Origin of the sequence: Microbacterium proteolyticum (assembly GCF_029639405.1) — a bacterium.
GTDB lineage: Bacteria > Actinomycetota > Actinomycetes > Actinomycetales > Microbacteriaceae > Microbacterium.
The window spans coordinates 2301096-2325529 of the sequence record NZ_CP121274.1; the positions used below are offsets into that span (position 1 = coordinate 2301096).

Annotated in this window: 23 protein-coding genes; 14 read left to right on the forward strand and 9 right to left on the reverse strand. The window is 69.7% G+C overall.

Annotated features, from left to right (window positions below; all coding sequences use genetic code 11):
* The first annotated feature begins 40 nt into the window (after positions 1-40).
* From atpA to P8R59_RS11630, 8 genes are all read left to right on the forward strand, one after another.
* Positions 41-1672 carry a F0F1 ATP synthase subunit alpha gene (gene atpA, locus P8R59_RS11595; protein WP_278101201.1) on the forward strand — a complete coding sequence of 544 codons (1632 nt, stop codon included), beginning with the start codon at positions 41-43 and terminating at the stop codon, positions 1670-1672.
* 24 nt (positions 1673-1696) lie between these two features.
* Positions 1697-2596: a F0F1 ATP synthase subunit gamma gene (locus tag P8R59_RS11600; protein ID WP_278101202.1), complete on the forward strand. Its 900-nt coding sequence runs from the start codon at positions 1697-1699 to the stop codon at positions 2594-2596.
* 22 nt (positions 2597-2618) lie between these two features.
* The gene (gene atpD / locus P8R59_RS11605) at positions 2619-4067 is read left to right on the forward strand and encodes a F0F1 ATP synthase subunit beta (protein ID WP_076490916.1); all 1449 of its coding nucleotides are present in this window, start codon (positions 2619-2621) and stop codon (positions 4065-4067) included.
* 1 nt (position 4068) lies between these two features.
* Positions 4069-4326: a F0F1 ATP synthase subunit epsilon gene (locus tag P8R59_RS11610; protein ID WP_077050252.1), complete on the forward strand. Its 258-nt coding sequence runs from the start codon at positions 4069-4071 to the stop codon at positions 4324-4326.
* 69 nt (positions 4327-4395) lie between these two features.
* A complete protein-coding gene (gene yaaA, locus P8R59_RS11615; protein ID WP_278101203.1) occupies positions 4396-5145 on the forward strand; it encodes a peroxide stress protein YaaA in 750 nt (249 codons plus the stop codon).
* Positions 5146-5265: 120 nt separating this feature from the next.
* Positions 5266-5952 (forward strand): DUF5684 domain-containing protein, encoded by a 687-nt coding sequence (locus tag P8R59_RS11620; RefSeq protein ID WP_278101204.1) that lies wholly within the window; start codon positions 5266-5268, stop codon positions 5950-5952.
* Between the two features lie 167 nt (positions 5953-6119).
* Positions 6120-6893, forward strand: a complete 774-nt coding sequence (locus P8R59_RS11625) for a PP2C family protein-serine/threonine phosphatase (protein WP_077050249.1) — start codon at positions 6120-6122, stop codon at positions 6891-6893.
* Positions 6894-6938: 45 nt separating this feature from the next.
* Complete coding sequence (locus P8R59_RS11630; RefSeq protein WP_278101205.1) at positions 6939-8471, forward strand: APC family permease; 1533 nt, start codon at positions 6939-6941, stop codon at positions 8469-8471.
* Between the two features lie 85 nt (positions 8472-8556).
* Here the strand turns inward: P8R59_RS11630 and P8R59_RS11635 are convergent, their stop codons facing one another.
* Positions 8557-9540 (reverse strand): asparaginase, encoded by a 984-nt coding sequence (locus tag P8R59_RS11635; RefSeq protein ID WP_077050247.1) that lies wholly within the window; start codon positions 9538-9540, stop codon positions 8557-8559.
* Between the two features lie 55 nt (positions 9541-9595).
* Here P8R59_RS11635 and P8R59_RS11640 point away from each other — a divergent pair, with 55 nt between their 5' ends.
* Both P8R59_RS11640 and P8R59_RS11645 read left to right on the forward strand, forming a co-directional pair.
* The gene (locus tag P8R59_RS11640; RefSeq protein ID WP_278103813.1) at positions 9596-10066 is read left to right on the forward strand and encodes an OsmC family protein; all 471 of its coding nucleotides are present in this window, start codon (positions 9596-9598) and stop codon (positions 10064-10066) included.
* A gap of 26 nt (positions 10067-10092) precedes the next feature.
* Complete coding sequence (locus P8R59_RS11645) at positions 10093-10572, forward strand: hypothetical protein (protein ID WP_278101206.1); 480 nt, start codon at positions 10093-10095, stop codon at positions 10570-10572.
* An 86-nt stretch (positions 10573-10658) separates the two neighbouring features.
* Here P8R59_RS11645 and glpK read toward each other — a convergent pair whose 3' ends face one another.
* The 3 genes from glpK to P8R59_RS11660 form a co-directional block, all read right to left on the reverse strand.
* On the reverse strand, positions 10659-12170 hold the full coding sequence (gene glpK, locus P8R59_RS11650) for a glycerol kinase GlpK (protein WP_077050244.1): 1512 nt from the start codon (positions 12168-12170) through the stop codon (positions 10659-10661).
* Between the two features lie 92 nt (positions 12171-12262).
* Positions 12263-13018: an MIP/aquaporin family protein gene (locus P8R59_RS11655; RefSeq protein WP_278103814.1), complete on the reverse strand. Its 756-nt coding sequence runs from the start codon at positions 13016-13018 to the stop codon at positions 12263-12265.
* A gap of 120 nt (positions 13019-13138) precedes the next feature.
* Entirely contained in the window at positions 13139-14857 is a 1719-nt protein-coding gene (locus P8R59_RS11660) for a glycerol-3-phosphate dehydrogenase/oxidase (RefSeq protein ID WP_278101207.1), read from the reverse strand.
* Positions 14858-14967: 110 nt separating this feature from the next.
* Between P8R59_RS11660 and P8R59_RS11665 the strand changes: the two genes are divergently transcribed.
* Positions 14968-15933 (forward strand): sugar-binding transcriptional regulator, encoded by a 966-nt coding sequence (locus P8R59_RS11665; protein ID WP_077050242.1) that lies wholly within the window; start codon positions 14968-14970, stop codon positions 15931-15933.
* 15 nt (positions 15934-15948) lie between these two features.
* Here P8R59_RS11665 and dhaM read toward each other — a convergent pair whose 3' ends face one another.
* From dhaM to P8R59_RS11685, 4 genes are all read right to left on the reverse strand, one after another.
* Positions 15949-16674: a dihydroxyacetone kinase phosphoryl donor subunit DhaM gene (dhaM, locus tag P8R59_RS11670; RefSeq protein ID WP_278101208.1), complete on the reverse strand. Its 726-nt coding sequence runs from the start codon at positions 16672-16674 to the stop codon at positions 15949-15951.
* Positions 16671-17306, reverse strand: a complete 636-nt coding sequence (gene dhaL / locus P8R59_RS11675) for a dihydroxyacetone kinase subunit DhaL (protein ID WP_278101209.1) — start codon at positions 17304-17306, stop codon at positions 16671-16673. Before dhaL ends, dhaM begins: the two co-directional genes overlap by 4 nt.
* Positions 17303-18298, reverse strand: a complete 996-nt coding sequence (gene dhaK / locus P8R59_RS11680) for a dihydroxyacetone kinase subunit DhaK (protein ID WP_278101210.1) — start codon at positions 18296-18298, stop codon at positions 17303-17305. Before dhaK ends, dhaL begins: the two co-directional genes overlap by 4 nt.
* An 87-nt stretch (positions 18299-18385) precedes the next feature.
* On the reverse strand, positions 18386-19087 hold the full coding sequence (locus P8R59_RS11685) for a lysophospholipid acyltransferase family protein (RefSeq protein ID WP_278103815.1): 702 nt from the start codon (positions 19085-19087) through the stop codon (positions 18386-18388).
* A gap of 158 nt (positions 19088-19245) precedes the next feature.
* On the opposite strand from P8R59_RS11685, the gene P8R59_RS11690 reads away from it, so the two are divergent.
* Together P8R59_RS11690 and dxr are read left to right on the forward strand one after the other, a co-directional pair.
* Entirely contained in the window at positions 19246-20211 is a 966-nt protein-coding gene (locus P8R59_RS11690) for an FKBP-type peptidyl-prolyl cis-trans isomerase (RefSeq protein ID WP_278101211.1), read from the forward strand.
* A gap of 9 nt (positions 20212-20220) precedes the next feature.
* Positions 20221-21303, forward strand: coding sequence for a 1-deoxy-D-xylulose-5-phosphate reductoisomerase (gene dxr, locus P8R59_RS11695; RefSeq protein ID WP_278101212.1), 1083 nt, complete (start codon positions 20221-20223; stop codon positions 21301-21303).
* Between the two features lie 53 nt (positions 21304-21356).
* Here the strand turns inward: dxr and P8R59_RS11700 are convergent, their stop codons facing one another.
* Positions 21357-23015 (reverse strand): Mur ligase family protein, encoded by a 1659-nt coding sequence (locus P8R59_RS11700; RefSeq protein WP_278101213.1) that lies wholly within the window; start codon positions 23013-23015, stop codon positions 21357-21359.
* 87 nt (positions 23016-23102) lie between these two features.
* On the opposite strand from P8R59_RS11700, the gene P8R59_RS11705 reads away from it, so the two are divergent.
* Positions 23103-24419, forward strand: coding sequence for a M50 family metallopeptidase (locus P8R59_RS11705; protein ID WP_278101214.1), 1317 nt, complete (start codon positions 23103-23105; stop codon positions 24417-24419).
* Positions 24420-24434: the final 15 nt, after the last annotated feature.

The window sequence follows — 24434 nt, forward strand, 5'->3', positions numbered from 1 at the left end:
GGAGATCTGGGGGCTCGCGCCCCACGAACGAAGGAAGACAATGGCAGAACTCTCTATCAGCCCCGACGTCATCCGTGACGCGCTGAAGGACTTCGTCAACGCCTACGAGCCGACGGGCGCGGGTGCGACCGAGGTCGGCACCGTCGTCGATGCGGCTGACGGCATCGCCCACGTCGAGGGACTGCCCGGCGTCATGGCGAACGAACTCATCCGCTTCGCGAACGGCACCCTGGGCCTGGCCCAGAACCTCGACGAGCACGAGGTCGGCGTCGTCGTCCTCGGCGAGTTCTCCGGCATCGAAGAGGGCCAGAGCGTCACCCGTACCGGCGAGGTCCTCTCGGTCGGCGTGGGCGACGGCTACCTGGGTCGCGTCGTCGACCCGCTGGGCAACCCGATCGACGGTCTCGGCGAGATCGCGACGGAGGGGCGTCGTGCCCTCGAGCTCCAGGCGCCGGGCGTGATGCAGCGCAAGAGCGTGCACGAGCCGCTTCAGACCGGCATCAAGGCCATCGACGCGATGATCCCCGTCGGTCGCGGCCAGCGCCAGCTCATCATCGGCGACCGCCAGACCGGTAAGACGGCCATCGCGATCGACACGATCATCAACCAGAAGGCCAACTGGGAGTCGGGCGACGTCAACAAGCAGGTCCGCTGCATCTACGTCGCCATCGGCCAGAAGGGCTCCACGATCGCTTCGGTCAAGGGCGCCCTCGAAGAGGCCGGCGCGATGGAGTACACCACCATCGTCGCGGCCCCCGCGTCCGACCCCGCCGGCTTCAAGTACCTCGCGCCCTACACGGGTTCGGCCATCGGCCAGCACTGGATGTACGGCGGCAAGCACGTCCTGATCATCTTCGACGACCTGTCGAAGCAGGCCGAGGCGTACCGCGCCGTTTCGCTGCTCCTCCGTCGCCCGCCGGGCCGCGAAGCGTACCCCGGTGACGTCTTCTACCTGCACTCGCGTCTGCTCGAGCGTTGCGCGAAGCTGTCCGACGAGCTCGGCGCCGGTTCGATGACGGGTCTGCCCATCATCGAGACCAAGGCGAACGACGTCTCGGCGTACATCCCGACCAACGTGATCTCGATCACCGACGGCCAGATCTTCCTCCAGTCCGACCTGTTCAACGCCAACCAGCGTCCCGCGGTCGACGTGGGTATCTCGGTCTCGCGCGTCGGCGGTGACGCCCAGGTCAAGTCGATCAAGAAGGTCTCGGGCACGCTGAAGCTCGAGCTGGCGCAGTACCGCTCGCTCGAGGCGTTCGCGATGTTCGCGAGCGACCTCGACGCCGCGTCGCGTCGTCAGCTGGCCCGCGGTGCGCGTCTGACCGAGCTGCTGAAGCAGCCGCAGTACTCGCCGTACCCGGTCGAGGAGCAGGTCGTCTCGATCTGGGCCGGTACCAACGGCAAGCTCGACACCGTCGAGGTGTCCGACGTGCTCCGCTTCGAGCGCGAGCTGCTGGACTACCTGCGACGCAACTCGACCGTCCTCGACACGCTGCGCGAGACCAACGCGCTGGGTGACGACACCGTCGCCGAGCTCGAGAAGAAGATCGACGAGTTCCTCCTCGAGTTCCAGCCGGGTGACGACCAGGGCGCCGTGGGCGCCGAGCAGGTCGATGCCGCCGAGGCCGAGGACGTCAACCAGGAGCGAATCGTCAAGGGCCGTCGCTAACAGCGACGACACGAGAACGGAATCATGGGCGCACAACTGCGGGTCTACAAGCAGAAGATCAGTTCTGCTCAGACGACCAAGAAGATCACGAAGGCGATGGAGCTCATCGCGGCTTCGCGCATCCAGAAGGCGATGGCGCGTGTGCGCGCGGCGTCGCCCTTCGCGCGAGCCGTGACGAGCGCCGTCTCCGCGGTGGCCACGCACTCCTCGATCGACCACCCGCTGACGACGGAGCGCGAGAACATCCGTCGCTCCGCCGTGGTGATCTTCACCTCCGACCGCGGCCTCGCCGGCGCGTTCAACTCGCAGATCCTCCGCGAGGGTCTCGAGCTGGCCGAGCTCCTGCGGACGCAGGGCAAAGAGGTCGTGTTCTACCTCGTCGGGCGCAAGGCCGTCGGCTACTTCCAGTTCCGCCGCATGCCGAGTGCAGCGCAGTGGGTCGGCGACACCGACACACCGCAGTTCTCGACCGCGGAGGCGATCTCGGATGCCGTGCTCCAGGCCTACCGCGCCGGGGGAGAGAACGACGGCGTCGACGAGATCCACCTCGTGTACAACCGTTTCGTCAGCATGATGACGCAGTCTCCCGAGTCTGTTCGTCTGTTGCCGCTCGAGGTCCTCGAGGCGGAAGAGGCCCCCGCCCAGGCGGAGGTCTACCCCCTCTACGAGTTCGAGCCCGACGCCGAGACCGTGCTCGATGCGCTGCTGCCGGTGTACATCCAGAGCCGCATCTTCAACGCCCTCCTGCAGTCCTCCGCGGCCAAGCACGCCGCAACGCAGAAGGCGATGAAGTCGGCCAGCGACAACGCCGACAAGCTCATCACCGACTACACCCGCCTGCGCAACAACGCGCGCCAGGCGGAGATCACGCAGCAGATCGCCGAGATCGTCGGCGGCGCCGATGCTCTGTCATCCGGCAAGTAAGTTCCCAAGGAGAGAAGAAGCCATGAGCCTCACCGCCGAGAAGACCGACGCAGCCGTCGTCGGCCGCGTCGCGCGTGTCACCGGGCCCGTCGTCGACATCGAGTTCCCGCACGACGCGATCCCCGAGATCTACAACGCGCTCAAGACCACCATCACCATCGGGGACGACTCGACCGAGATCACCCTCGAGGTCGCTCAGCACCTCGGTGACGACCTCGTCCGCGCCATCTCCCTGAAGCCGACCGACGGCATGGTCCGCGGCCAGGAGGTGCGCGACACCGGCGGCCCCATCTCGGTGCCGGTCGGCGACGTCACCAAGGGCAAGGTCTTCGACGTCACCGGAGAGGTGCTCAACGCGGCTCCCGGCGAGACAATCGAGGTCACCGAGCGCTGGGGCATCCACCGCAAGGCGCCGAGCTTCGACCAGCTCGAGTCCAAGACCGAGATGTTCGAGACCGGCATCAAGTCGATCGACCTCCTCACGCCCTACGTGCAGGGTGGAAAGATCGGCCTCTTCGGTGGTGCGGGTGTCGGCAAGACCGTCCTCATCCAGGAGATGATCCAGCGCGTCGCTCAGGACCACGGTGGCGTCTCGGTGTTCGCCGGTGTCGGCGAGCGCACCCGTGAGGGCAACGACCTCATCGGTGAGATGGAAGAGGCCGGTGTCTTCGACAAGACCGCCCTCGTGTTCGGCCAGATGGACGAGCCGCCGGGGACGCGTCTGCGCGTCGCGCTGTCAGCCCTGACGATGGCGGAGTACTTCCGCGACGTCCAGAAGCAGGACGTGCTGCTCTTCATCGACAACATCTTCCGCTTCACGCAGGCCGGTTCCGAGGTCTCCACGCTGCTGGGCCGCATGCCCTCGGCCGTGGGCTACCAGCCGAACCTGGCCGACGAGATGGGTGTGCTCCAGGAGCGCATCACCTCGACGCGCGGTCACTCGATCACCTCGCTGCAGGCGATCTACGTCCCCGCCGACGACTACACCGACCCGGCTCCCGCGACCACGTTCGCTCACCTGGATGCCACGACCGAGCTCTCCCGTGAGATCGCGTCGAAGGGCCTGTACCCGGCCATCGACCCGCTGACCTCGACGAGCCGCATCCTCGACCCGCGTTACATCGGCGCCGACCACTACCGCGTGGCCACGTCGGTCAAGCAGATCCTCCAGAAGAACAAGGAACTGCAGGAGATCATCGCGATCCTCGGTGTCGACGAGCTCTCCGAGGAAGACAAGATCGTCGTGTCGCGTGCACGTCGCATCCAGCAGTTCCTCTCGCAGAACACCTACATGGCCAAGAAGTTCACCGGTGTCGAGGGCTCCACGGTCCCGATCAAGGAGACCATCGAGTCGTTCGACGCGATCGTCAAGGGCGACTTCGACCACGTCGCGGAGCAGGCGTTCTTCAACGTCGGCGGCATCTCCGACGTCGAGGCCAAGTGGGCGCAGATCCAGAAGGAGAACGGCTGACATGCCGCTGCGCGTGAACCTCGTCTCGGCCGACGCCGAGGTCTGGGCCGGGGAGGCGTCGCTGGTCGTCGCCAAGACGGTCGAAGGCGAGATCGGCTTCATGCAGGGTCACGAACCCGTGCTCGCGATCCTCGCCCAGGGCGAGGTCCGCATCACGGGCGTCGACGGTACCAAGGTCCTCGCGAACGCCGAGGACGGGTTCCTGTCGATGGCGGGCGATGAGCTGACGATCGTCGCCGGTCACGCTTCGTTGGTCTGACACTCTTCTCCTCGACGCGCGTCGTCCGGTTCGCCGGGCGGCGCGCGTCGTTCGTTCCTCCGAGGTCGCATGTTCGTTCTCCTGCCCCCTTCCGAGACCAAACGTCCCGGCGGCGACGGCCCGCCGATCGATCTGGGCGCGCTCGCGCTGCCCTCGCTCCGCCCGCTCCGGGAGCAGGTCGTCGACGGGTTGATCGCCCTAAGCGCCGACGAGGACGCCTCCGCACGCGTCCTGAAGCTGAGCGCGCGCCGTCTGCACGAGATCGCCGACAACGCGGCCTTGCGTTCCGCGGGAACCCTCCCCGCGGTGGACCGCTACACCGGGGTGCTCTTCGACGCTCTCGATGCCGGCACCCTCGACGCGTCCGCCCGCGCGTGGCTGGGCTCCCATGCCCTGATCCATTCGGCGCCGTTCGGCCCGGTGGGCGCGCTCGACGGCATCCCGGTCTACCGGCTCGCGGCCTCGACGTCGTTGCCCGGCCTGCCGTCCCCGCGACGGATCTGGGCGGATGCCGTCACGACGGCGATGGGGCGGGCCCGACCGGATTTCGTCGTCGACCTGAGGTCGGAGGCGTACGCCGCGTTGGGGCCGGTCCCCGCGAACGTCGACGGCGTGTACGTCCGGGTGGTGTCGGAGTCGTCCGACGGAACCGTGCGTGCGCTCAACCACTTCAACAAGAAGGCCAAGGGCCACCTCGCCCGCGCCCTCGCGAGCACGCACGCGCAGATCGGCTCGCGCGGAGCCCTCGTCGAGTGGGCCCGGTCGCAGGGGATCGTGATGCGCGATCGCGGGGTCGGCGAGGTCGACCTGCTGGTCTGAGATCCACGGGTCAAGGTACTGTCAGCCAACACTCAGCTTCGCTAGCATGACCTACGCGGGAGACACCCGTCGCTGATGCGAGCGCCAGCTCGCATCCGGCCCGAGAGGAACTTCGTCACCATGATCCATCTGGCTTACAACGACTACGGCGCCAGCGATGCCGCGTCGGCCGCCGCCTTCCTGATCCTCGCCCTGTTCGGTTTCCTGTTCGCCATCGTCGGCTACCTCATCAGCGCGTTCCTGCTGTCGAAGGTCTTCGAGAAGGCGGGCGTGCAGGGCAAGTGGCGCGCCTGGGTGCCGGTCTACAACTACCTGGTGTTGGCCAAGCTCGGCGACCTCTCGCCGTGGGTGATCCTCGCCCTCGTGGTCGCCTCGGTCATCCCGATCCTCCAGTACCTGTCCGGTCTGGCTCTGTTCGTCGCGATGATCATGGTCGCCTACCGGGTCAACGCCAAGTTCGGTCGCGAGTGGCCGATCCTCCTGCTGTTCATCCTCGGCCCGCTCGGACAGTGGATCTGGCTCGGCATCCTGGCGTTCGGCAGCAACCCGTGGAACCCGAACATCCAGCCCTCGCCGTGGGCGAACTCGTTCCTCGCGGACAAGACGGTGTGGAACGGTGTCCCCGTGCAGCCGGGTCAGCCGGTGCCGGCAGCACCTGCCGCAGGCCCCGGTGCTCCCACCGGCTACGCTCCGCCGGCCCAGCCGTACGCGCCGCCGCAGGCGCCCCCCGCTGCAGGCACGACGCCGCCCCCGCCGGCACCCCCGGCCGGTCCGACGCCCCCGCCCCCGGCGGGCCCGCAGGTCTGACACGCACACGATGACGAGCTCCCCGCGTCCGTCGCGGGGAGCTCGTCATCGTTGTCCCCGGGAACGCCGCGCCCGTGGCATCCGTGGGCACCGTCCGTCGGTCGACTAGGATGACAGGGCCGTGCGGTTCCGCCGGCGGAGATGTCGGCCAACCGGAGGATCTTTTCGTGCCCGAGGTGACCACCCACACGCGCACCGTTCCCCTGACGGGCGGCGCACTCGATCTCTCCTGGGCGGCGACCACCGACACCGGCAAGCGCCGCGAGGTCAATCAGGATGCGCTGCTCGCCGAGTTCCCCCTGTTCGTCGTCGCCGACGGCATGGGCGGCCACCTCGGCGGTGAGATCGCCAGCGCCAGCACCGTCGACCGCCTCCGCGCCGTCGTCGAGAGCGGCATCGTGTCGCCGAAGAACATCGAGAAGGCGCTCTCCCGCGCCGTGAAGGACATCGTCGCCCACCCCGAGACCACCGACGAGGGAACGGGGACGACCCTCACGGGCCTCTACCTCGAGGCCGGGGGAGACGAGCCCCACTGGGTGACGTTGAACATCGGAGACTCGCGCGTCTACCTGCTGCGCGACGACGACATCGTGCAGATCACCACCGACCACTCCGTCGTGCAGGAGCTCATCGCCGCGGGGCGTCTGAGCCCGGAGGAAGCCGAGAACCACCCGTACGGCAACGTGATCACGCGTGCCGTCGGCCCGAGCGACAGCGTGAAACCCGACTACCTCCGACTCGAGGTGCTCGACGGCGACCGCTTCGTCATCTGCTCGGACGGTCTGACGAAGGAACTCACCGACTTCGGCATCCGTCACTTCCTCGAGGCCAACCCCGATCCCGCCGACGCGGTCGAGGCGATGATGGCGGCGGCGCTCGAGAACGGCGGCCGCGACAACATCACCATCGTCGTGCTCGACGTGGCCCGACGCGCCGCCTGAGCGCGGTGCTTGACCCGGGGGCCTGCTGACTCCTACGTTCAGCAGATGACCACCGCACCCGAACGGACGGCCGGCAAGGGCCTCGCCGCGGGTACTCTCGGCCTCTGGGGATCGACCGTCATCGGTCTCGCCTCCACCGCGCCGGTGTACTCGCTCGTCGCCACCCTGGGCTTCGTCGTCCTCGCTGTGGGAGCCTCGGCCCCCATCGCCTTCATCATCGCCTTCATCCCGATGCTGTTCATCGCCTTCGCGTATCGCGAGCTGAACAACGACGTCCCCGACTGCGGCACGACCTTCACGTGGGGGACCAAGGCATTCGGTCCGTGGGTCGGTTGGATGGGCGGATGGGGCGTCGCCGTGGCCGGCATGGTCGTGTTGGCGAATCTCGCGCAGATCGCCGGCATCTACCTCTGGACCCTCATCGGCGACGGCTCGCTCGCCGAGAACGTGCCGCTCGTGACCGCGACCGGTGTCGCGTTCATCGCCGCCATGACCTGGGTGAGCTACCGCGGCGTGGAGATCGGGGAGCGCATCCAGAACATCCTTCTGGGCGTGCAGTACCTCGTGCTGGCGCTGTTCGTCATCGTGGCGCTGTGGAAGTTCTTCGACGGGACGGCCCCGAACCCCACGCCGTTCGACCTGGCCTGGTTCAACCCGTTCGGCTTCACCGACTGGAGCGGGTTCACCGAGGCCGTGCTGCTGGCGCTGTTCATCTACTGGGGCTGGGACACGTGTCTCGCCCTCAACGAGGAGACGAAGGACCCCAAGCGCATCCCGGGACGCGCGGCCCTGCTGACCACCGTCATCCTGCTCGGCACCTACGTCGCGGTCACGGTCGCGGCGATGATGTACGCGGGCGTCGGTGAGGACGGGACGGGACTGGCCAACGTCGACAACGCCGACGACGTGTTCCTCGCGCTCAAGGACGGTCTGTTCGGCCCCTTCGGGTGGATCCTCATCGTGGCCGTGCTGATCTCGGCCGTGTCGTCGACGCAGACCACGATCCTCCCGACCGCCCGCGGCACGCTGGCGATGGCGGCCTACAAGGCGCTCCCGAAGCGATTCAGCACGGTGCACCCGCGCTTCCAGACGCCGTCGTTCTCGACCCTCGTCATGGGGATCGTCGCGAGCGTCTACTACGTCGGCATGACCCTCATCAGCGACAACATCCTGCAGGACTCGATCCTGTCGCTCGGGCTGGCGATCGCGTTCTACTACGCGATCACGGGCTACGCCTGCGTCTGGTACTTCCGCCGCGACCTGTTCACCTCGGCCAGGAACCTCTTCTACCGCGGCATCCTGCCCCTGCTGGGCGCGCTCATGCTCACGTACGCGTTCGTGCAGTCCGCGATCGACATGTACGACCCCGAGTACGGCTACACCGTGCTGTTCGGGATCGGCGGGACGTTCGTGCTGGGAATCGGCTCGCTCGCGATCGGCGTGGTCCTGATGGTGCTCTGGTACGCCTTCCCCCGGTCGAAGCCGTTCTTCCGAGGAGAGAGCTTGAACCGCGACACCGCGGTGCTCGTGCCCGAGGAGCCGATCGCCTATCCGCGGTCGGTCGACGGCGGCATCTGATCCACGTCGCGCCGGTCGCCTCCTCGGGGGCGCCCGGCGCGGCCGCGCGTGCGACCAGGTCGCGGTCCGTCAGCGCGGTTCCGCGTCAGACTGCGGCGCGGATCGCTCCGACCGGCTGACCCCCGCCGAGGACGCCGAGCGGCAGCGCCGCGAGTGTGTCGGCGACCGCGGAGGCCTCCAGTGCGCCCGCGCGCTCGAGCAGCCGCAGGGCCACGGCGTGCCCCGCCCGGTTCGACCCGTCGAGCATCTTCAGCGCGACGGTGGTGCCGTCCTGCGCCGTCATGACCTGCACGCCCTCGGCGCCCATCTTGGCGAAGACGCCGAGTCGCTCGATCGCCACGGTGTCGGCCCGGCCCGGCCCGTCGATCGTCCAGGGGTTCTCCCGGACCGCGCGCACCAGGGCGCCGGCGCTGCGGTGCAGCGCGAACGGTGACCGTTCCGAGGAGGTCGCGATGCGCTGGATGGCGCGGGCGAGTCCGGTGAGGGTCATGGCGTAGACAGGTGCGCCGCACCCGTCGATCGCGGTCGTGGTCAGGCGTTCGCCGACCAGACGCTCGATGACCTCGCGGATGTGGACCTGCAGCGGGTGCTGCGGGTCGAGGTAGTCCGCCGTGGACCAGCCGTTGGTGACGCACGTGAGCAGCATGGCCGCGTGCTTGCCGGAGCAGTTCATGCGCAGCGGCGACGGCACGCCGTGGTCGCGGACCAGTTCGTCGCGGGTCTGCGGGTCGCTCGGCCAGGCCGCGGGGCAGCCCAGGTCGTCCTCGGTGAGGCCGGCCGACTGCAGGATGCCGCGGGCCACCTCGACATGGCGGTCCGTGCCGCAGTGGCTCGCCATCGACAGCGCGAGGCGTTCTCCGCTCAGTTCCGCACCCGCGGACAGGCACGCGAGGGCCTGCAGGGGCTTCATGCTCGAGCGGGGGAGGAACAGGGCCGAGGGGTCGCCCAGAGCGAGATGCTCCGACCCGTCGGGGGAGAGCACCACGGCGACGCCGTGGTGGCGCGACTCGATGAATCCGTTGCGCTCGACGACGGCGAGTTCGACGGCATCCGGGGCTGTGAGAGGCATCCGTCCATCGTATCCGGCGGCTCCGGACGACGCGGGAGGGGGCAGGATGGACACCATGATCGGAGAGCACCAGTACCGCCTGCACGCGACGTGGACCGGCGACCGGGGGAGCGGCACGAGCGGATACCGGGACTACGACCGCTCGGTCTCGCTCGAGGTCGACGGCAAGCCGCTGCTGGAGGCGTCCGCGGACAAGCCGTTCCGCGGCGACCCGGCGAAGTGGAACCCCGAAGAGCTGCTCCTGGGCGCCCTCAGCGAATGCCACCTCCTGTCGTACCTGCATGCCTGCGTGACCACGGGAGTGGTGGTGGTCTCCTACAGCGACGACGCGACCGGGACGATGGTGGAGGACGGCAAGGGCGGAGGAGCGTTCACCGACGTCCTGCTGCGTCCCCGCGTCGTCGTCGCCGACGAGTCGATGATCGCCGCCGCGGTCGCAGCCCACCGGCAGGCGCGCGAGTGGTGTTTCATCGCCAACTCGGTGAACTTCCCGGTGCGTCACGAGCCGGTGGTCACCGCGGCCTGACGCTTCGCGCGTCGTACAGTGGGGCCATGCAGCTCGAATCCGCCCTGCGACGCCTCGACCGCCTCGCGGGCGGACGACAGGCCGACCATCGTGTCCCCGCGTCGGACGATCCGCGGGTCCGCCGCGCCTTCCGGGCGATCACGCTCCTCCTCGCCGCCGGATTCCTCCTGGGTGTGGCCACCATCGTCGTCGCCGCGGTCATGACGATCGGCGGGGACGACGTCGGGTTCGCCGTGTGGATGCGGTGCCTCGTCGTGCTCGGCATCACGACGACCCTCTTCTACTTCCTGTGGCGGGCGCGGGCGGGCTGGTACTGGGCGTTCCGACGCCTCCAGCTGTTCAGCCGGATCTTCCCGGTCGTCGCCCTCGTCCTCGCCGCGATCCCGGGCCTGTACCCGTTCTGGGTCGTCACCGAGCAGATCCTCTTCGCGATCCTCCTCATCGGCGTCTCGGACTACCTGCAGTCCGATGCCGTGCGAGCGGCGTTCCCCAAGCCCGGTCGGTGAGCCTCGGCATCCGGATGCCGGAACTCCCGGGAACGACGGAACCCCGCCGGCAGCGAGCCGACGGGGTTCCGTTGTGACGGGGGCGCTCAGCGCACGTCGTCGTCGACCCAGTCCATGGACTTGGTGACGGCCTTCTTCCACAGGCGTAGCTCGCGGTCGCGCTCGGCGGAGTCCATGTCGGGCTCCCAGCGCTTGTCCTCCTGCCAGTTGGCGCGGAGGTCGTCGAGGTTGTCCCAGAAGCCGACGGCCAGGCCGGCCGCGTACGCGGCACCCAGCGCCGTCGTCTCGGCGACGACCGGGCGGACGACCGGCACACCGAGGATGTCGGCCTGGAACTGCATCAGGGCGTCGTTGGCGGTCATGCCGCCGTCGACCTTGAGCTCGGTCAGGTCGACACCGGAGTCGGCGTTGACCGCGTCGAGCACCTCGCGCGTCTGGAAGGCCGTGGCCTCGAGGGCGGCGCGGGCGATGTGCCCCTTGTTGACGTAGCGCGTCATGCCCACGATCGCGCCGCGGGCGTCCGGACGCCAGTACGGAGCGAACAGACCCGAGAACGCCGGCACGAAGTACACGCCGCCGTTGTCGTCGACCGAACTCGCGAGCGCCTCGACCTCGGGAGCCGAGGAGATGATGCCGAGCTGGTCGCGGAGCCACTGGATCAGCGATCCGGTCACGGCGATCGACCCTTCGAGGGCGTAGCGCGCGGGCTGGTCGCCGAGCTTGTAGCCCAGCGTCGTCAGCAGGCCGTTCTCCGAATGGACGATCTCCTCGCCCGTCTGGAAGATCAGGAAGTTGCCCGTGCCGTAGGTGTTCTTGCTCTCACCCGGGTCGAAGGCGGCCTGACCGAACGTGGCGGCCTGCTGGTCGCCCAGGATGCCGGCGACGGGGGTCTCGCGCAGGAGCGAGGAGGACTCGACCTGCCCGTAGACCTCGGAGGAGGAGCGGATCTCGGGGAGCATCGACTTCGGGACACCGAAGTCCGCGAGGATGTCGTCGCGCCACTGGAGCGTCTCGAGGTCCATGAACAGCGTGCGGCTGGCGTTGGTGACGTCGGTCGCGTGGACGCCGCCGTCGATGCCGCCGGTGAGGTTCCACAGCACCCAGGTGTCGGTGGTGCCGAACAGCAGGTCGCCGGCCTCCGCCTTCTCGCGTGCGCCGTCCACGTTCTCGAGGATCCACACGATCTTGGTGCCCGAGAAGTAGGTCGCCAGCGGCAGGCCGACGATGCTCTTGTAGCGCTCGGTGTCGCCGTCGGCGAGACGGTCGACGATCGACTGGGTGCGCGTGTCCTGCCAGACGATCGCGTTGTACACCGGCTTCCCGGTGTTCTTGTCCCAGACCACCGCGGTCTCACGCTGGTTCGTGATTCCGACGGCGGCGATGTCGTGGCGGGTGATGTCGGCGCGGCTGAGGGCCAGACCGATCACTTCCTGCGTGTTGCGCCAGATCTCCAGCGGGTCGTGCTCGACCCACCCGGCCTTGGGGAAGATCTGCTCGTGCTCCTTCTGACCGACGGCGACGACGCCCCCGGACTTGTTGAAGATCATCGCGCGCGTCGAGGTCGTGCCCTGGTCGATGGCGAGGACGTAGTCGGCCATGGATGGACTCCTTTGTCAGTGGTGGGTTGAGGTGGAACGGAGGAGGGAAGGGGGTGGGCACGGGGGCGCCGACGGGGCGCCCCCGTGGGAGGTCACTGGCTGAGGTGCAGCAGGACCGGGGAGAGGACACCGGCGAGGAGACCGCCGATGAGGGGGCCGACGACCGGCACCCACGAGTAGCCCCAGTCGCTCGAACCCTTGCCCTTGATGGGCAGGATCGCGTGCGCGATGCGAGGTCCGAGGTCGCGGGCGGGGTTGATCGCGTAACCGGTCGGGCCACCGAGGGAGGCGCCGATACCCACCACGAGCAGCGCCACCGGGACGGCGGCGAGCCCGCCGATGCCGCCGGGGACGCCGATGTCGGCGACGCCGTAGTCGGCGAATCCGAAGATCACGAAGACCAGGACGAAGGTCGCGATGATCTCGGTGACCAGGTTCCAACCGTACGAACGGATGGCGGGACCGGTGGAGAACACGCCCAGCTTGGCGGCGGGGTCGGGCTCGTCGTCGAAGTGCTGCTTGTAGGAGGCCCAGGCCAGGACGGCACCGATGATGGCGCCGACCAGCTGCGCGGCGACCGCGACGAGGAACTGGACGAAGCCGATCTTGCCTGCGACGAGGAGCCCGATGGAGACGGCGGGGTTGAGCTGAGCGCCGGAGTAGGCCGACACGATCACGCCGGCGAACACGGCGAGACCCCAGCCCCAGTTGACCATCAGGAATCCACCGGCATTGCCCTTGGTCTTGGCCAGTGCCACGTTGGCCACCACGCCACAACCCAGCAGGATCAGCATGGCGGTGCCGACGACCTCCGAGAGGAAGTACAGCCCCAGATTCACTTCTTGCATGTCGTCATCGACCTTTCTGTTGTGCCCGGCCGCCATCGGCTCGGGCATGTAGCGGCTCGGTTGTTCTGAACCTACGACCGCCGTGCGGGCGCGCAACAGACGGCGCGCCCGCACGTTCTCTCAGATTCGCGCCACCCCGGCCTCGGCCAGATCGACGCGGTGCGCGGTCCGCAGCGCCTCGGTGGTCGTCGCGATCTCCTCGTCGATGCGGGCGGCATCCCATCCGAGCGGCCCGGCGACCGCTTCGGCGACCTCCCGCAGCGTGCGCTCGCTCATCCCGCCGACGAAGGCGAGGTGCGTGCGCCGCAGCAGCACGTCGATGAGGTGGACGACCTGCTCGTGCTCCGCGATCCAGACGAGTTCCTCGCGGTAGTAGCCGGGAGCGTGCTCGAGGGCGGTGGGCTCTGCCGGCAGCACGCCGAGGATCGCGTCGGCGCGCGTGCCGTAGCGCTCCAGCATGGCCTCCACGACCGCGGTCGAGTGCGCATTCGTGCGAGCCGACACCCAGCGGCGACGCTCCTCGGGAGTGGTCGGGAAGCCCTTGCCGCCGCCGATGGGCAGGCCCTGGGTGCTGACCCGGTGCGGACGGCGGAGGCTCTGCAGCGCCTTCATGCTGAGGTGCTCGGCGAGGGCGCGGAACGTGGTCCACTTGCCGCCGACCAGGCTCATGGCCGGGATGCCGCCGATCTCGTCGTCGACGATGCGGTAGTCGCGCGAGACGAAGCCGGGGGCGGTGTCGTCGTGGCGGGGGAGGGGGCGGATGCCCGAGAAGGTGTAGACGATCTGCGAGCGGTCGACCGGCACGGTCGGGAAGACGTGTCCGATGAGGTCGAAGAAGTACTCGATCTCGTCGTCGGTGCACACCACCGGCTGGGAGGGGTCGGCGTCGATGTCGGTCGTTCCCACCAGGACGCGGTCCTTCAGCGGGTAGATCAGGACGATGCGGCCGTCGGAGTGCTCGAAGAAGATCTCGCGTCCACCGGTCGCGGCGAGGAGTTCCGGATTGTCGAGCACGATGTGCGAACCCTTGGTCCCTCCCATGAACTGCGTGGTGAGACCCAGTGCGCCGTTGGTCAGGTCGGTCCACGGGCCGGAGGTGTTCAGGATCACCTTGGCCTTGACGCTGAACTCCTCACCGGAGACCTCGTCGCGCACGCGGACGCCGTTCTCGTCGGCACCGACGGCCGAGACGTAGTTGACGGCCTGCGTGCGACCGCCGCCGGCGACGATGCCGTCGTGCAGGACGTCGAGCGCGATGCGCTCGGGGTCGTGCATCGAGGCGTCGAAGTAGGTGGCGGTGTAGGCGAGATCGGGGTTGAGCCGGGGCAGCTCCGCCAGCGACTTCTTCTTGCCGAGGAACCTGTGACGGGGAACCGAGCCGCCGTCGCGCGAGAAGGTGTCGTACATGATCAGGCCGACCTTGATCAGCAGGGCACCGCGCTCGTTGGGCTTGCCGCGACCGTGGGTCACGAGGAGGCGGAACGGTGCCGACAGGATGCCCGAGAACGTCTTGTAGATCGGGATCGTCGTCTCGAGGGGCTTGACGTAGTGGGGAGCGGTCTTGAGGAGGTCGTTGCGCTCGGTGACCGCTTCCTTCACGAGGCGGAACTCGCCGTTCTCGAGGTAGCGGATGCCGCCGTGGACCATGTGGCTCGAGGCCGAGGATGCGCCGGAGACGAAGTCGCCGCGCTCGACGAGGGCGACCTTCACGCCCTGCAGGGAGAGATCGCGGAGGGTGGCGATGCCGTTGATTCCCCCTCCGATGATGAGGACGTCGAGGTCTTCGGCGTCACGGAGCGCCTGAACGTCGGCGCGGAGCGAAGAAGAGGGGGACGACATGTCGACTGCGACCTTTCGTTGTGGGTACCGAAGAAGAATGCGCGCCCCTGCACGTTGTTGCAAGCCCCTTGAACAAACGTGCAGAATGGGCAAGCGCAGAAAGGCCGGCCATGACGACGCAGACGGAAGAACGCTCGCGCGACGCGCTGCGCGCAGCGCAGCTGTACTACATGCAGGACCTCACGATGGATGCCATCGCCCATGAGATGCGCGTCTCCCGGTCCTCCGTCTCCCGACTCCTGCAGCACGCCCGGGACGTGGGGCTCGTCACGATCTCGATCAGCCCGCCCGACGATGCGCGCGGTCAGATGGCGCAGCGCATCGCCGATCGCTTCGGGATCACCGCCCACGTCGTGCCCACTCCGGCGCGCACCTCCGAGGCCGAGCGTCTCGAGCGCACCGCCCTGACCGCCGCACGCATCCTCGCCGAGCGCATCGAATCCTCCATGACCATCGGCATCGCGTGGGGATCCACGCTCTCGGCCATCGCGCGGCACGTGCCGGCGAAGGACGTGCACGACACCCACATCGTGCAGATGAACGGGGCCGCGAACCTGCGCACCTCCGGCATCCCGTACGCGGGGGAGATCCTGTCCCGCCTGGGGGCGGCGTGGTCCTCGTCCGTGCACCAATTCCCGGTGCCGGCGCTGTTCGACGATCCCCGCACCAAGCAGGCCATGTGGCGGGAGCGGTCGGTCCGGTCGGTCCTGGAGATCCAGCAGCGCGTGGGCCTGTTCGTCTTCGGGCTCGGCTCCCCGCACGCCGAGGTCCCCTCCCACGTCTACAGCGGCGACTACTTCGACGAGCGCGACCGCGCGATCATCGAGCGGGAGGGCGTCGTCGGCGACTGCGCGACGGTGTTCTACCGTGTCGACGGCTCGTGGGACATCCCCGAACTCAACGCCCGGTCCAGCGGTCCCGACCTCGACACCGTGCGCCGCATCCCGCGCCGGTTCTGCGTCGTGTCCAGCCTGTCGAAGCTGACGGCGCTCCGCGGAGCGCTCGCCGCGGGACTCGTCACCGAGCTCGTCGTCGAAGAGGCTCTGGCCCGGCGCCTGCTCAGCGTCACTCGCTGAGGGACGCCGGGCGCGTCACACCTCGCCGAATCCGTCGTCGATCAGCGTTCGCAGCTCCTCGAGCGCCTCGGCCGCCTGGGCGCCGGTGGCGGTCACCCTCACCCGTGCGCCCTGGCGGACGCCGAGGGCCATCAGCGCGAGGAGGCTCCGCGCCGATACCGGGGGCGTCTCGCCACCGATCTCGGCGATCTGCACATCGGCGTCGAACCGGGAGGCGGCCTTCACGAACGTCGCGGCGGGGCGGGCGTGCAATCCGGAGGGATTGATGACCGTCGTCTCGAACGAGAGCTCGTCGCCCGACTGCGCGCTCTCGCGCTCCGGTGACGGAGCGGCCGCCTCCGTCGCGCCGAGGTGCACGCGCTTCGCCTCGGCCGCCCCCGCGACCTCGGCCGCCACCTGCGCGAGCGTCGCGCCGCCCGCGGCCGTGACGACCGCGCTGACCAGACCCTCCACGAACGGGGCGGGGCTCAGGATCACGCGATCCGGTGCCGTGGCGAACTCGAGCGCCATCTCCGCGCTCAGGAGGGCGGAGCCCAGATCCATCAGAACCAGGACGCCGTCGCCGGAATCCGCCGCATCCAGGGCCTCCGCGATCGCCGCGGCATCCGTTCCGAGATCGCCGTCCGGACCGCCGGCCGCCACCAGGACGGTCGGCGGGTCGCCTCCGCCCATCCGCAGTGCCAGATCCACGGCGGCCTCGGCCAGCGGACGACTGTGGGAGACCGCGACGATACCGATCACCCCCGTGCCGCCAGAGTGTCGCTCAGCGTCTGGAAGAGGAGCGCCGTGGATGCCGCTCCCGGGTCGACGTGCCCCGCGCTGCGCTCGCCGAGGTAGCTCGCGCGGCCCTTGCGTGCCACGAGGGGTTCGGTGGCGTCCCGGCCGTGCGCGGCCGCTTCCGCGGCGGCCGCAGCCGCGCCGGCAGCGTCCGCGCCGGCGGCGACGGCGTCGTCCCACGCGGTGACGGCGGGGAGCTGGGCATCGACCATCGTCTTGTCGCCGGGCTCGGCCTTGCCGCGGGCGACCACGCCCTCGGCGCCGGCCCGGAGAGCCGCGCCGAGGGAGGCGGCATCCGTCCCCTCCGCGAGAGCCGGCCCCATCCGCAGGAAGAACGTGCCGTACAACGGGCCGCTCGCTCCACCGACCGACGAGACCAGCGTCATCCCCACGGTCTTGAAGAGATCGGCGGCGGAAGCGGGCGGAGCCTCGAGCTTCGCCACCACGGCGTCGAGGCCGCGGGCCATGTTCGATCCGTGGTCGGCGTCGCCGATGGCGGAGTCCAGAGCGGTGAGCTCGTCGCGGTGCTGCTGCACGGCGTCGCGGAACGCGCGGATCCAGGCGACGAGGTCGTCGGTCGAGGCGGCCCCGCTCATGCGCCCCACCGGAGGCCGGGGGTGACCACCGGGGCGTCCCATAGGCGCAGGAACTCGTCGTCGGCCTTGACGACCGTCAGCGACGCTCCCGCCATGTCGAGGCTCGTGATGTAGTCGCCGACCAGGACGCGCTGGACGTCGACCCCGGCCTCCGCGAGCAGCGGGGCGATCTCGCCGTACAGGAGGTACTGCTCGATGAGCGGGGTGCCGCCCAGGCCCGACAGCAGCACGATCGCGGGCCCGACGGCCTCGCCGAAGTCGTGCACGATCGGGTCGACCATGAGCTTCGCGATCTCGTGCGCGGTGGCGAGCTTGACCCGGGTCCGGCCGGGTTCGCCGTGGATGCCGACGCCCACCTCCATCTCGTCCTCGGGCAGCTCGAAGGTCGGGTGGCCGACCGCGGGGACGGTGCAGCTGGTGAGCGCGACGCCCATCGAGCGTCCCGAATCGGACACGCGCCGGGCCAGTGCCGCGACCGCGTCGAGGTCGGCGCCCTCCTCGGCGAGCGCTCCGACGATCTTCTCCAGGATCACGGTCGTCCCGGTGCCGCGGCGACCCGCGGTCCACGTGGAGTCCTGCACCGCGACGTCGTCGGCGACCACGACCGACTCGACGCGCACGCCCTCGGCGGCGGCGAGTTCCGCGGCCATCTCGAAGTTCAGCACGTCGCCGGTGTAGTTCTTCACGATGTGGAGGACGCCGGCTCCGGAGTCGACGGCCTGCGTCGCCGCGAGCACCTGATCGGGCGTGGGCGAGGTGAACACCTCACCGGCGGCGGCGGCGTCGAGCATCCCGCGGCCGACGAACCCGCCGTGGAGCGGTTCGTGCCCCGATCCGCCGCCCGAGACCAGGGCGACCTTGCCCTCGCGCGTGGGCTCACCGCGCAGGATCACGCGGTTCTCGGTGTCGATGCGAAGCTCCGGATGAGCGGCGTGGATGCCGCGCAGGGCCTCCGCCAGCACGTCGGCCGGGTCGTTCACGAACTTCTTCACGGGTGCCTCCTCGTCGTGGCTGCGGCGGTTTCGGGCCCGCCCCTTCAGACCCTGCTCGCAGAGGGCCGCCACGTCAAGGGCGTCCGCTCAGATGCGCTCGTGCGGGAGGACCTGCTTGATCCGATCGATCGGATTCTGCGCGGGGGCCTCGTTGTAGGCGTTGGACAGTTCCTGCTCGCTGAGGGCGTGGATGGCCGCCATGATCTCGTCGGTCGCTCCGCGTCGTGCCCGGCCGGAGGAGGCCACGCCATGGGGGGACAGGTCGAGCGCCTCGCCGAAACGGACGGTGATCCGTTCCTTCGTGGAGGGGACCTTGGCTCCGACCGGCATGACCTTGTCGGTGCCGATCAGGCCGACGGGGACGACCGGAGCGCCGGTCTGCAGCGCGAGGAAAGCCACGCCCGTCCGGCCCTTGTAGAGGCGACCATCAAGCGAGCGCGTGCCCTCGGGATAGAGCGCCACCGCGCGCCCGTCCTCAAGCAGCGCACGCTGCTGGTCGAGGGCGTCGAGGGCAGCCTGTCCGGCGCCGCGCTCGACCGGGATCGCGCCAATGGCGGTGAAGAACTGACGCGACGCCCACTTCTCGAAGTACGCCGACTTCGCGAGGAAGTGCACGGGGCGCGGCGAGGCCACGGGGATCGCGATCGAATCGATGAACGACAGGTGGTTGCTGGCGAAGATCACGGGGCCGGTCCGCGGGACGTTGTCCCGCCCCTCGACACGTGGCCGGTACACGGCCCGGGCGAGCGGCGCGATGAAGAAGCGCCCGAGGCCGTAGGCCGCGCCCATCTGCTTCGGTGGGACGGTGGGGGTGCCGCCCGGTTCGTCGGAACTCACTCGTCGAGGCTACTGCGCGCCGCATGCGTCCCCGTGCATGGGGCTCTCAGCGGCGCCAAAGCCGCATGGGGGATGATGGGTCGGTTCCCGTCGTCTCCGAGAGGTCTGCCGTGCGCATCCGCCCGATCGCTTCCCTGTCCGTCGCCGCTGCCGCGGTGCTCCTCCTGGCGGGGTGCACGGGTTCGTCCCCCGACAGCCCGACCCCGGATGCCAGTGGTTCCGCCGACGCGGGAACCTGCCAGAGCGCCCTGTCCCAGGGTGAGGTGTCGAGCGACGTCCAGGTGACGGGCGATTTCCAGGGCAAGGTCGCCGTCACGATCCCGGACGGGTACACGCCCGCAGGACTCGAGCGCACCACGCTCGTCGACGGTTCCGGCCAGCAGGTGCGCGCCGGAGACGTCCTGAAGGCCAACTTCACCCTCGTGGATGCCGACACCGGTGAGGTGCAGCTGGAGACCCAGACCACGGCTCCCGACGGGATGGACACCCTCATCTCCTCGCAGCAGATCTTCGGTGCGGCCCTCGAGTGCGCCACCATCGGTTCGCGCACGGTCTCGGCCTTCCCCGCCGGCGTGCTGGGCGAGGGATCGCCCGCCTTCCTTCTCGTCGCCGATGCGATCGAAGAGCTCCCGACCCGCGCCACCGGCACCGAGGTCGCGCCCGCCGAGGGCATGCCCACGGTGACGTTCGACGACGCGGGCGCCCCGACCATCACGATGCCCGACGCCCCGGCACCGACCGAGACGCGCGTGGTGAACCTGCGCCAGGGCGACGGCGACGTGGTGAACTCCGGCGACCAGGTCATCGTCCAGTACACCGGCGCGCTGTACGACGACGGCACGGTCTTCGACTCCAGCTGGACCAGCGGCACTCCCGCGCAGTTCGCCACGACCGGCGTCGTGCCCGGTTTCCAGAAGGCGCTCGAGGGGCAGACCGTGGGCTCCCAGGTCCTCGTCGTGATGCCGGCATCCGACGGATACGGAGAATCCGGCCAGGGCAGCATCCCCGCCAACGCGCCGCTGGTGTTCGTCATCGACATCCTCGGCGTCCAGCACGCGGAGGCCGCCGCTCAGTAGGCTGAGCGGATGCGTCGCGTCGTCATCCTCGGCTCCACCGGTTCGATCGGCACCCAGGCCCTCGACGTCATCCGGGCCAACTCCGATCGGTTCGAGGTCGTCGGCCTCGCCGCGGGCAGCGACCGCGCGGGCGTCGAGGCGCAGGCGGCGGAGTTCGGCGTCGACGCCGTCGCCCTCGGAGCCGTCGAGGCCGAACAGCTCGTCCGTGACATCGCGGCCGATGTGGTGCTCAACGGCATCACCGGATCGGTCGGTCTCGGGCCGACTCTCGCGGCGCTGGAAGAGGGGCGCACGCTCGCGCTGGCGAACAAGGAGTCGCTGATCGTCGGCGGCGACCTCGTCACACGACTGGCCGCGCCGGGGCAGATCGTCCCCGTCGATTCGGAGCACTCCGCGATCGCCCAGGCGCTGCGCTCGGGGGAACCGGACGAGGTCCGGCGGCTGGTGCTCACGGCATCCGGTGGCCCTTTCCGCGGGCGCTCCCGCGACGAGTTGGCGGAGGTGACTCCGGCGCAGGCGCTCGCCCACCCGACGTGGGACATGGGGCGCGTCGTCACGACGAACTCCGCGACCCTGGTCAACAAGGGGCTCGAAGTCATCGAGGCGCACCTGCTGTTCGACGTGCCCTACGAGCGCATCGACGTCGTCGTCCACCCGCAGTCGGTCGTGCATTCGATGGTGGAATTCCTCGACGGGTCGACGATCGCGCAGGCCTCGCCCCCCGATATGCGCCTGCCCATCTCGCTCGGTCTGGACTGGCCGCACCGCATCGCGGGCGTCGGAGTCCCCCTCGACTGGACGACCGCGACGCAGTGGACGTTCGAGCCCCTCGACGAGAAGGCCTTCGGCTCGGTCGCCCTCGCCAAGCGCGTCGGGCGCGCGGGGCGCACGTACCCCGCGGTGTTCAACGCCGCGAACGAGCAGGCGGTGGACGCGTTCCACGAGGGGCGTCTGAGCTTCCTCGAAATCGTCGAGGTCATCGAACGCGTGGTGGAGCGGCACGAAGCCCCCGACACGCTGACGCGGGAATCCCTGGCCGAGGCGGAGGCGTGGGCGCGCCGAACGGCCGACGCGGTCATCGCCGCGCGCTGACGCGCGCGCGTCAGCGGGGCCGGGGGCGCGAGCTCGCGCGGCCGGGGACGGGGTCAGGCGGGGAATTCGACCGGGCGCTCGGGGTCGGACGACGGCGTGCGGTCGGTCGGGTACGGCACCGGCCACTGCGGATCGGGCACCGGCCAGCCGGCGGCGCGGAGCGCGCGGCGGGAGAGCTCGCGGGCCGAGTAGGGCGTCCGCACCCCGCGGATGTCGCGGTAGTCCTGGTGACCGGGGCCGGCCCACAGGATCGCGTCGCCCTCCCCGACGAGCGCGACGGCCTCGAGGATCGCGCGCTCGGGCGGGGTGAACTCGTGGATCTCGGCGTCGGGCTGCGCGCGGCGTGCCCCTTCGACGAGCACCTCCCGGATGGCATCCGGATTCTCGTGCCGGGGGTGGTGGTCGGTGACGATCAGGATGTCGCTGCCCTCGACGGCCGTGCGGCCCATGTCGTGGCGCTTCGTCGCATCGCGGTCGCCGTCGGCGCCGAAGAGCATCACGACGCGCCCGGGCGTGACGCGTCGCACCGCGGCGAGCGTCTTCTCGAACGCGTCGGGGGAGTGGCCGAAGTCGACGTACACCGCAGGTCCTGAGGGTCCGGACACCAGCTGCGTGCGTCCGGGGAGGGATGCCGCGATCCGGCCGCCGTGGAGGGCGCCGGTCAGCGCCTCCCACGTGTGACCGGCCTCGAGCAGCATGACGATCGCGAGGCCCGCGTTCGCCGCCATGTGGCGTCCGATCACCGGGACCACGGTCGTCAGCGAACGCCCGTCACGGTCACGGAGCGTGAACTCGGTGCCGTCCTGGCGCTCGTCGACGATCTCGACGGTCCAGTCCGCGCCGGCGGTGGGATCGGCGGCGATCGCGGGCGTGACGATCGTGACGACGGGGATGTCGGCACGCGCCGCGATCTCGGCACCCGCGGGGGAATCGAGGCACACGACGCCGCGACGCGAGCGGTCCGAGCGGAACAGGGGGAGCTTGGCCTCGAAGTACTCGCGCATGTCGGCGTAGTCGTCGAGGTGGTCGTGCGTGAGGTTCGTGAAGCCGGCGATGTCGAACAGGAGGCCGTCGACGCGGTGTCGCGTGAGGGCCTGCGCGCTCACCTCGACGGCGACCGCCTGGACCCCGCGCTCGCGCATGAGCGCCAGCAGGGCGTGGAACTCGGATGCCTCGGGCGTCGTGAGCCGCGACACGATGACCTCGCCGGCGATGTGGCGCTCGGCCGTGGACGACAGTCCCGTGACGACCCCGAGCTGACCCAGGATGCCTTCGAGCAGATGCGACACGCTGGTCTTGCCGTTCGTGCCGGTGGTGGCCAGGAGCTGCGGCAGATCGTCTTCGGGTCCGGTGCCGTACACCCACGCGGACAGGTCGCCGAGGAGCGCGCGGGGATCGGCGACCACGACGATCGGGACTCCCGCTTCCGCGGCGATCTCGGCGCCGGCCTCGTCGGTGATGACCGCGACGGCGCCACGCTCGGCCGCGGCGGCGACGAACTCCGCACCGTGACGGTTGACGCCGCGGATCGCGACGAACGCCTCTCCGGCGCGCAGATCCGCCGTGGCCAGGGTGATGCCCGTGAGGACGGTGCCCTCGACCTCGCCGACGCTGCGCTCGCCGAAACGGCGGGCCAGCTCCGAGAGGTGGCGGCGCGGCGGGTGCTCCGGCCGGAGGACGGGCGGGAGATGGGAGGGCGTGTCAATCGGCATCCTCTCCATTGTCTCATCCGACCCCGCACAGGCCCCGCATCGGCGGCGCACGGGAGGTTCCAAGGGCCGTGGCGGTATCGTCGGCGGGTGACCGCGATCGCCTTCCTCATCGGCGTGCTCGTGCTCGTGATCGGCCTGGCCGTCTCGATCGCCCTGCACGAGATCGGGCACCTGCTGCCCGCGAAGCTGTTCGGCGTGCGCGTCGGCCAGTACATGATCGGGTTCGGCCCCACGCTGTGGTCGCGCCGCATCGGCGAGACCGAGTACGGATTCAAGCTTCTTCCGCTCGGCGGATTCATCTCGATGTCGGGCATGTACCCGCCCGCCCCCGACGGCGATGCGCAGCCCACGCGTCGCTCGCGGCTGTTCGCGACGATGATCCAGGACGCGCGCGACGCGAACGCCGAGACGATGATCGCGGGCACCGACCGCGTCTTCTACAAGCTGCCGGTCTGGAAGCGCATCGTCATCATGCTCGGCGGGCCGGTGATGAACCTGATCCTCGCCTTCGTGCTGTCGGCCATCGCCGTAAGCGCCATCGGCGTGACACAGGGAACGACGACGGTTGCCTCCGTCTCGCAGTGCGTGATCCCCGCGAGCGACAACCGCACCGACTGCGCCTCGACCGACCCGGTCGCCCCGGCGGCGGCCGCCGGCATCCTTCCCGGTGACGTCATCGTCTCGGTCGACGACACCCCGGTCTCGACGTTCGACGAGATGGCCGCGATCATCCAGCGTTCGCCGGGTCAGGCGCTGCCCGTCGTCATCGAACGGGACGGTGCGCAGCAGACGGTGACGATCACTCCGGCGACGTCGAACCGGGCCGTGACGGATGCCACCGGGCGTCCCGTCCTGGATGCCGCCGGGTCGCCCGAGTATCAGACGGTCGGCTTCGCGGGCCTCAGCCCGCAGTCGGCTCTCGTGCCGCAGCCCATCTGGTACGGCCCCGAGGCGACGATCCAGCAGGTCGGCCAGGTGGCGCAGATCATGACCCAGCTGCCCGTGCGCGTCTACGACACCGCGGTGGACCTGTTCACCGGCCAGCCCCGCGACCCGAACGGTCCGCTGAGCGTCGTGGGCGCCGGCCGCCTCGCCGGCGAGTTCGCCGCGGTCGACGCTCCGATCCTCGCCCGCGTCCAGGCGATCGTCTCCCTTCTCGCGTCGCTGAACATCGCGCTGTTCGTGTTCAACCTGATCCCGCTGCTGCCGCTGGACGGCGGACACGTCGTCGTCGCCCTGTGGGACGGCCTCAAGCGCTGGTTCGCCCGCGTGCGCGGCAAGGTCGCACGGCCGGTGGATGCCACCAAGCTCGTGCCCGTGACCTTCGTCGTGGTGATCCTGCTCGTCGGGATGGGCGGCATCCTGTTCCTCGCCGACGTCTTCAACCCGATCCAGCTCTTCTGAGGCGGGACCCCCGAC

Coding starts and splice junctions, on each gene's coding strand:
- P8R59_RS11685 (WP_278103815.1), bottom strand. CDS start 19,087: ATGGGCGCGGCCTACGGCCTCGGGCGCTTCTTCATCGCGCCGCTCGCC.
- atpD (WP_076490916.1), top strand. CDS start 2,619: ATGAGCCTCACCGCCGAGAAGACCGACGCAGCCGTCGTCGGCCGCGTC.
- P8R59_RS11700 (WP_278101213.1), bottom strand. CDS start 23,015: ATGCCGATTGACACGCCCTCCCATCTCCCGCCCGTCCTCCGGCCGGAG.
- glpK (WP_077050244.1), bottom strand. CDS start 12,170: ATGGCCGACTACGTCCTCGCCATCGACCAGGGCACGACCTCGACGCGC.
- atpA (WP_278101201.1), top strand. CDS start 41: ATGGCAGAACTCTCTATCAGCCCCGACGTCATCCGTGACGCGCTGAAG.
- P8R59_RS11620 (WP_278101204.1), top strand. CDS start 5,266: ATGATCCATCTGGCTTACAACGACTACGGCGCCAGCGATGCCGCGTCG.
- P8R59_RS11630 (WP_278101205.1), top strand. CDS start 6,939: ATGACCACCGCACCCGAACGGACGGCCGGCAAGGGCCTCGCCGCGGGT.
- P8R59_RS11655 (WP_278103814.1), bottom strand. CDS start 13,018: ATGCAAGAAGTGAATCTGGGGCTGTACTTCCTCTCGGAGGTCGTCGGC.
- P8R59_RS11600 (WP_278101202.1), top strand. CDS start 1,697: ATGGGCGCACAACTGCGGGTCTACAAGCAGAAGATCAGTTCTGCTCAG.
- P8R59_RS11665 (WP_077050242.1), top strand. CDS start 14,968: ATGACGACGCAGACGGAAGAACGCTCGCGCGACGCGCTGCGCGCAGCG.
- P8R59_RS11645 (WP_278101206.1), top strand. CDS start 10,093: ATGCAGCTCGAATCCGCCCTGCGACGCCTCGACCGCCTCGCGGGCGGA.
- dhaL (WP_278101209.1), bottom strand. CDS start 17,306: ATGAGCGGGGCCGCCTCGACCGACGACCTCGTCGCCTGGATCCGCGCG.
- P8R59_RS11635 (WP_077050247.1), bottom strand. CDS start 9,540: ATGCCTCTCACAGCCCCGGATGCCGTCGAACTCGCCGTCGTCGAGCGC.
- P8R59_RS11640 (WP_278103813.1), top strand. CDS start 9,596: ATGATCGGAGAGCACCAGTACCGCCTGCACGCGACGTGGACCGGCGAC.
- P8R59_RS11610 (WP_077050252.1), top strand. CDS start 4,069: ATGCCGCTGCGCGTGAACCTCGTCTCGGCCGACGCCGAGGTCTGGGCC.
- yaaA (WP_278101203.1), top strand. CDS start 4,396: ATGTTCGTTCTCCTGCCCCCTTCCGAGACCAAACGTCCCGGCGGCGAC.
- dxr (WP_278101212.1), top strand. CDS start 20,221: ATGCGTCGCGTCGTCATCCTCGGCTCCACCGGTTCGATCGGCACCCAG.
- P8R59_RS11660 (WP_278101207.1), bottom strand. CDS start 14,857: ATGTCGTCCCCCTCTTCTTCGCTCCGCGCCGACGTTCAGGCGCTCCGT.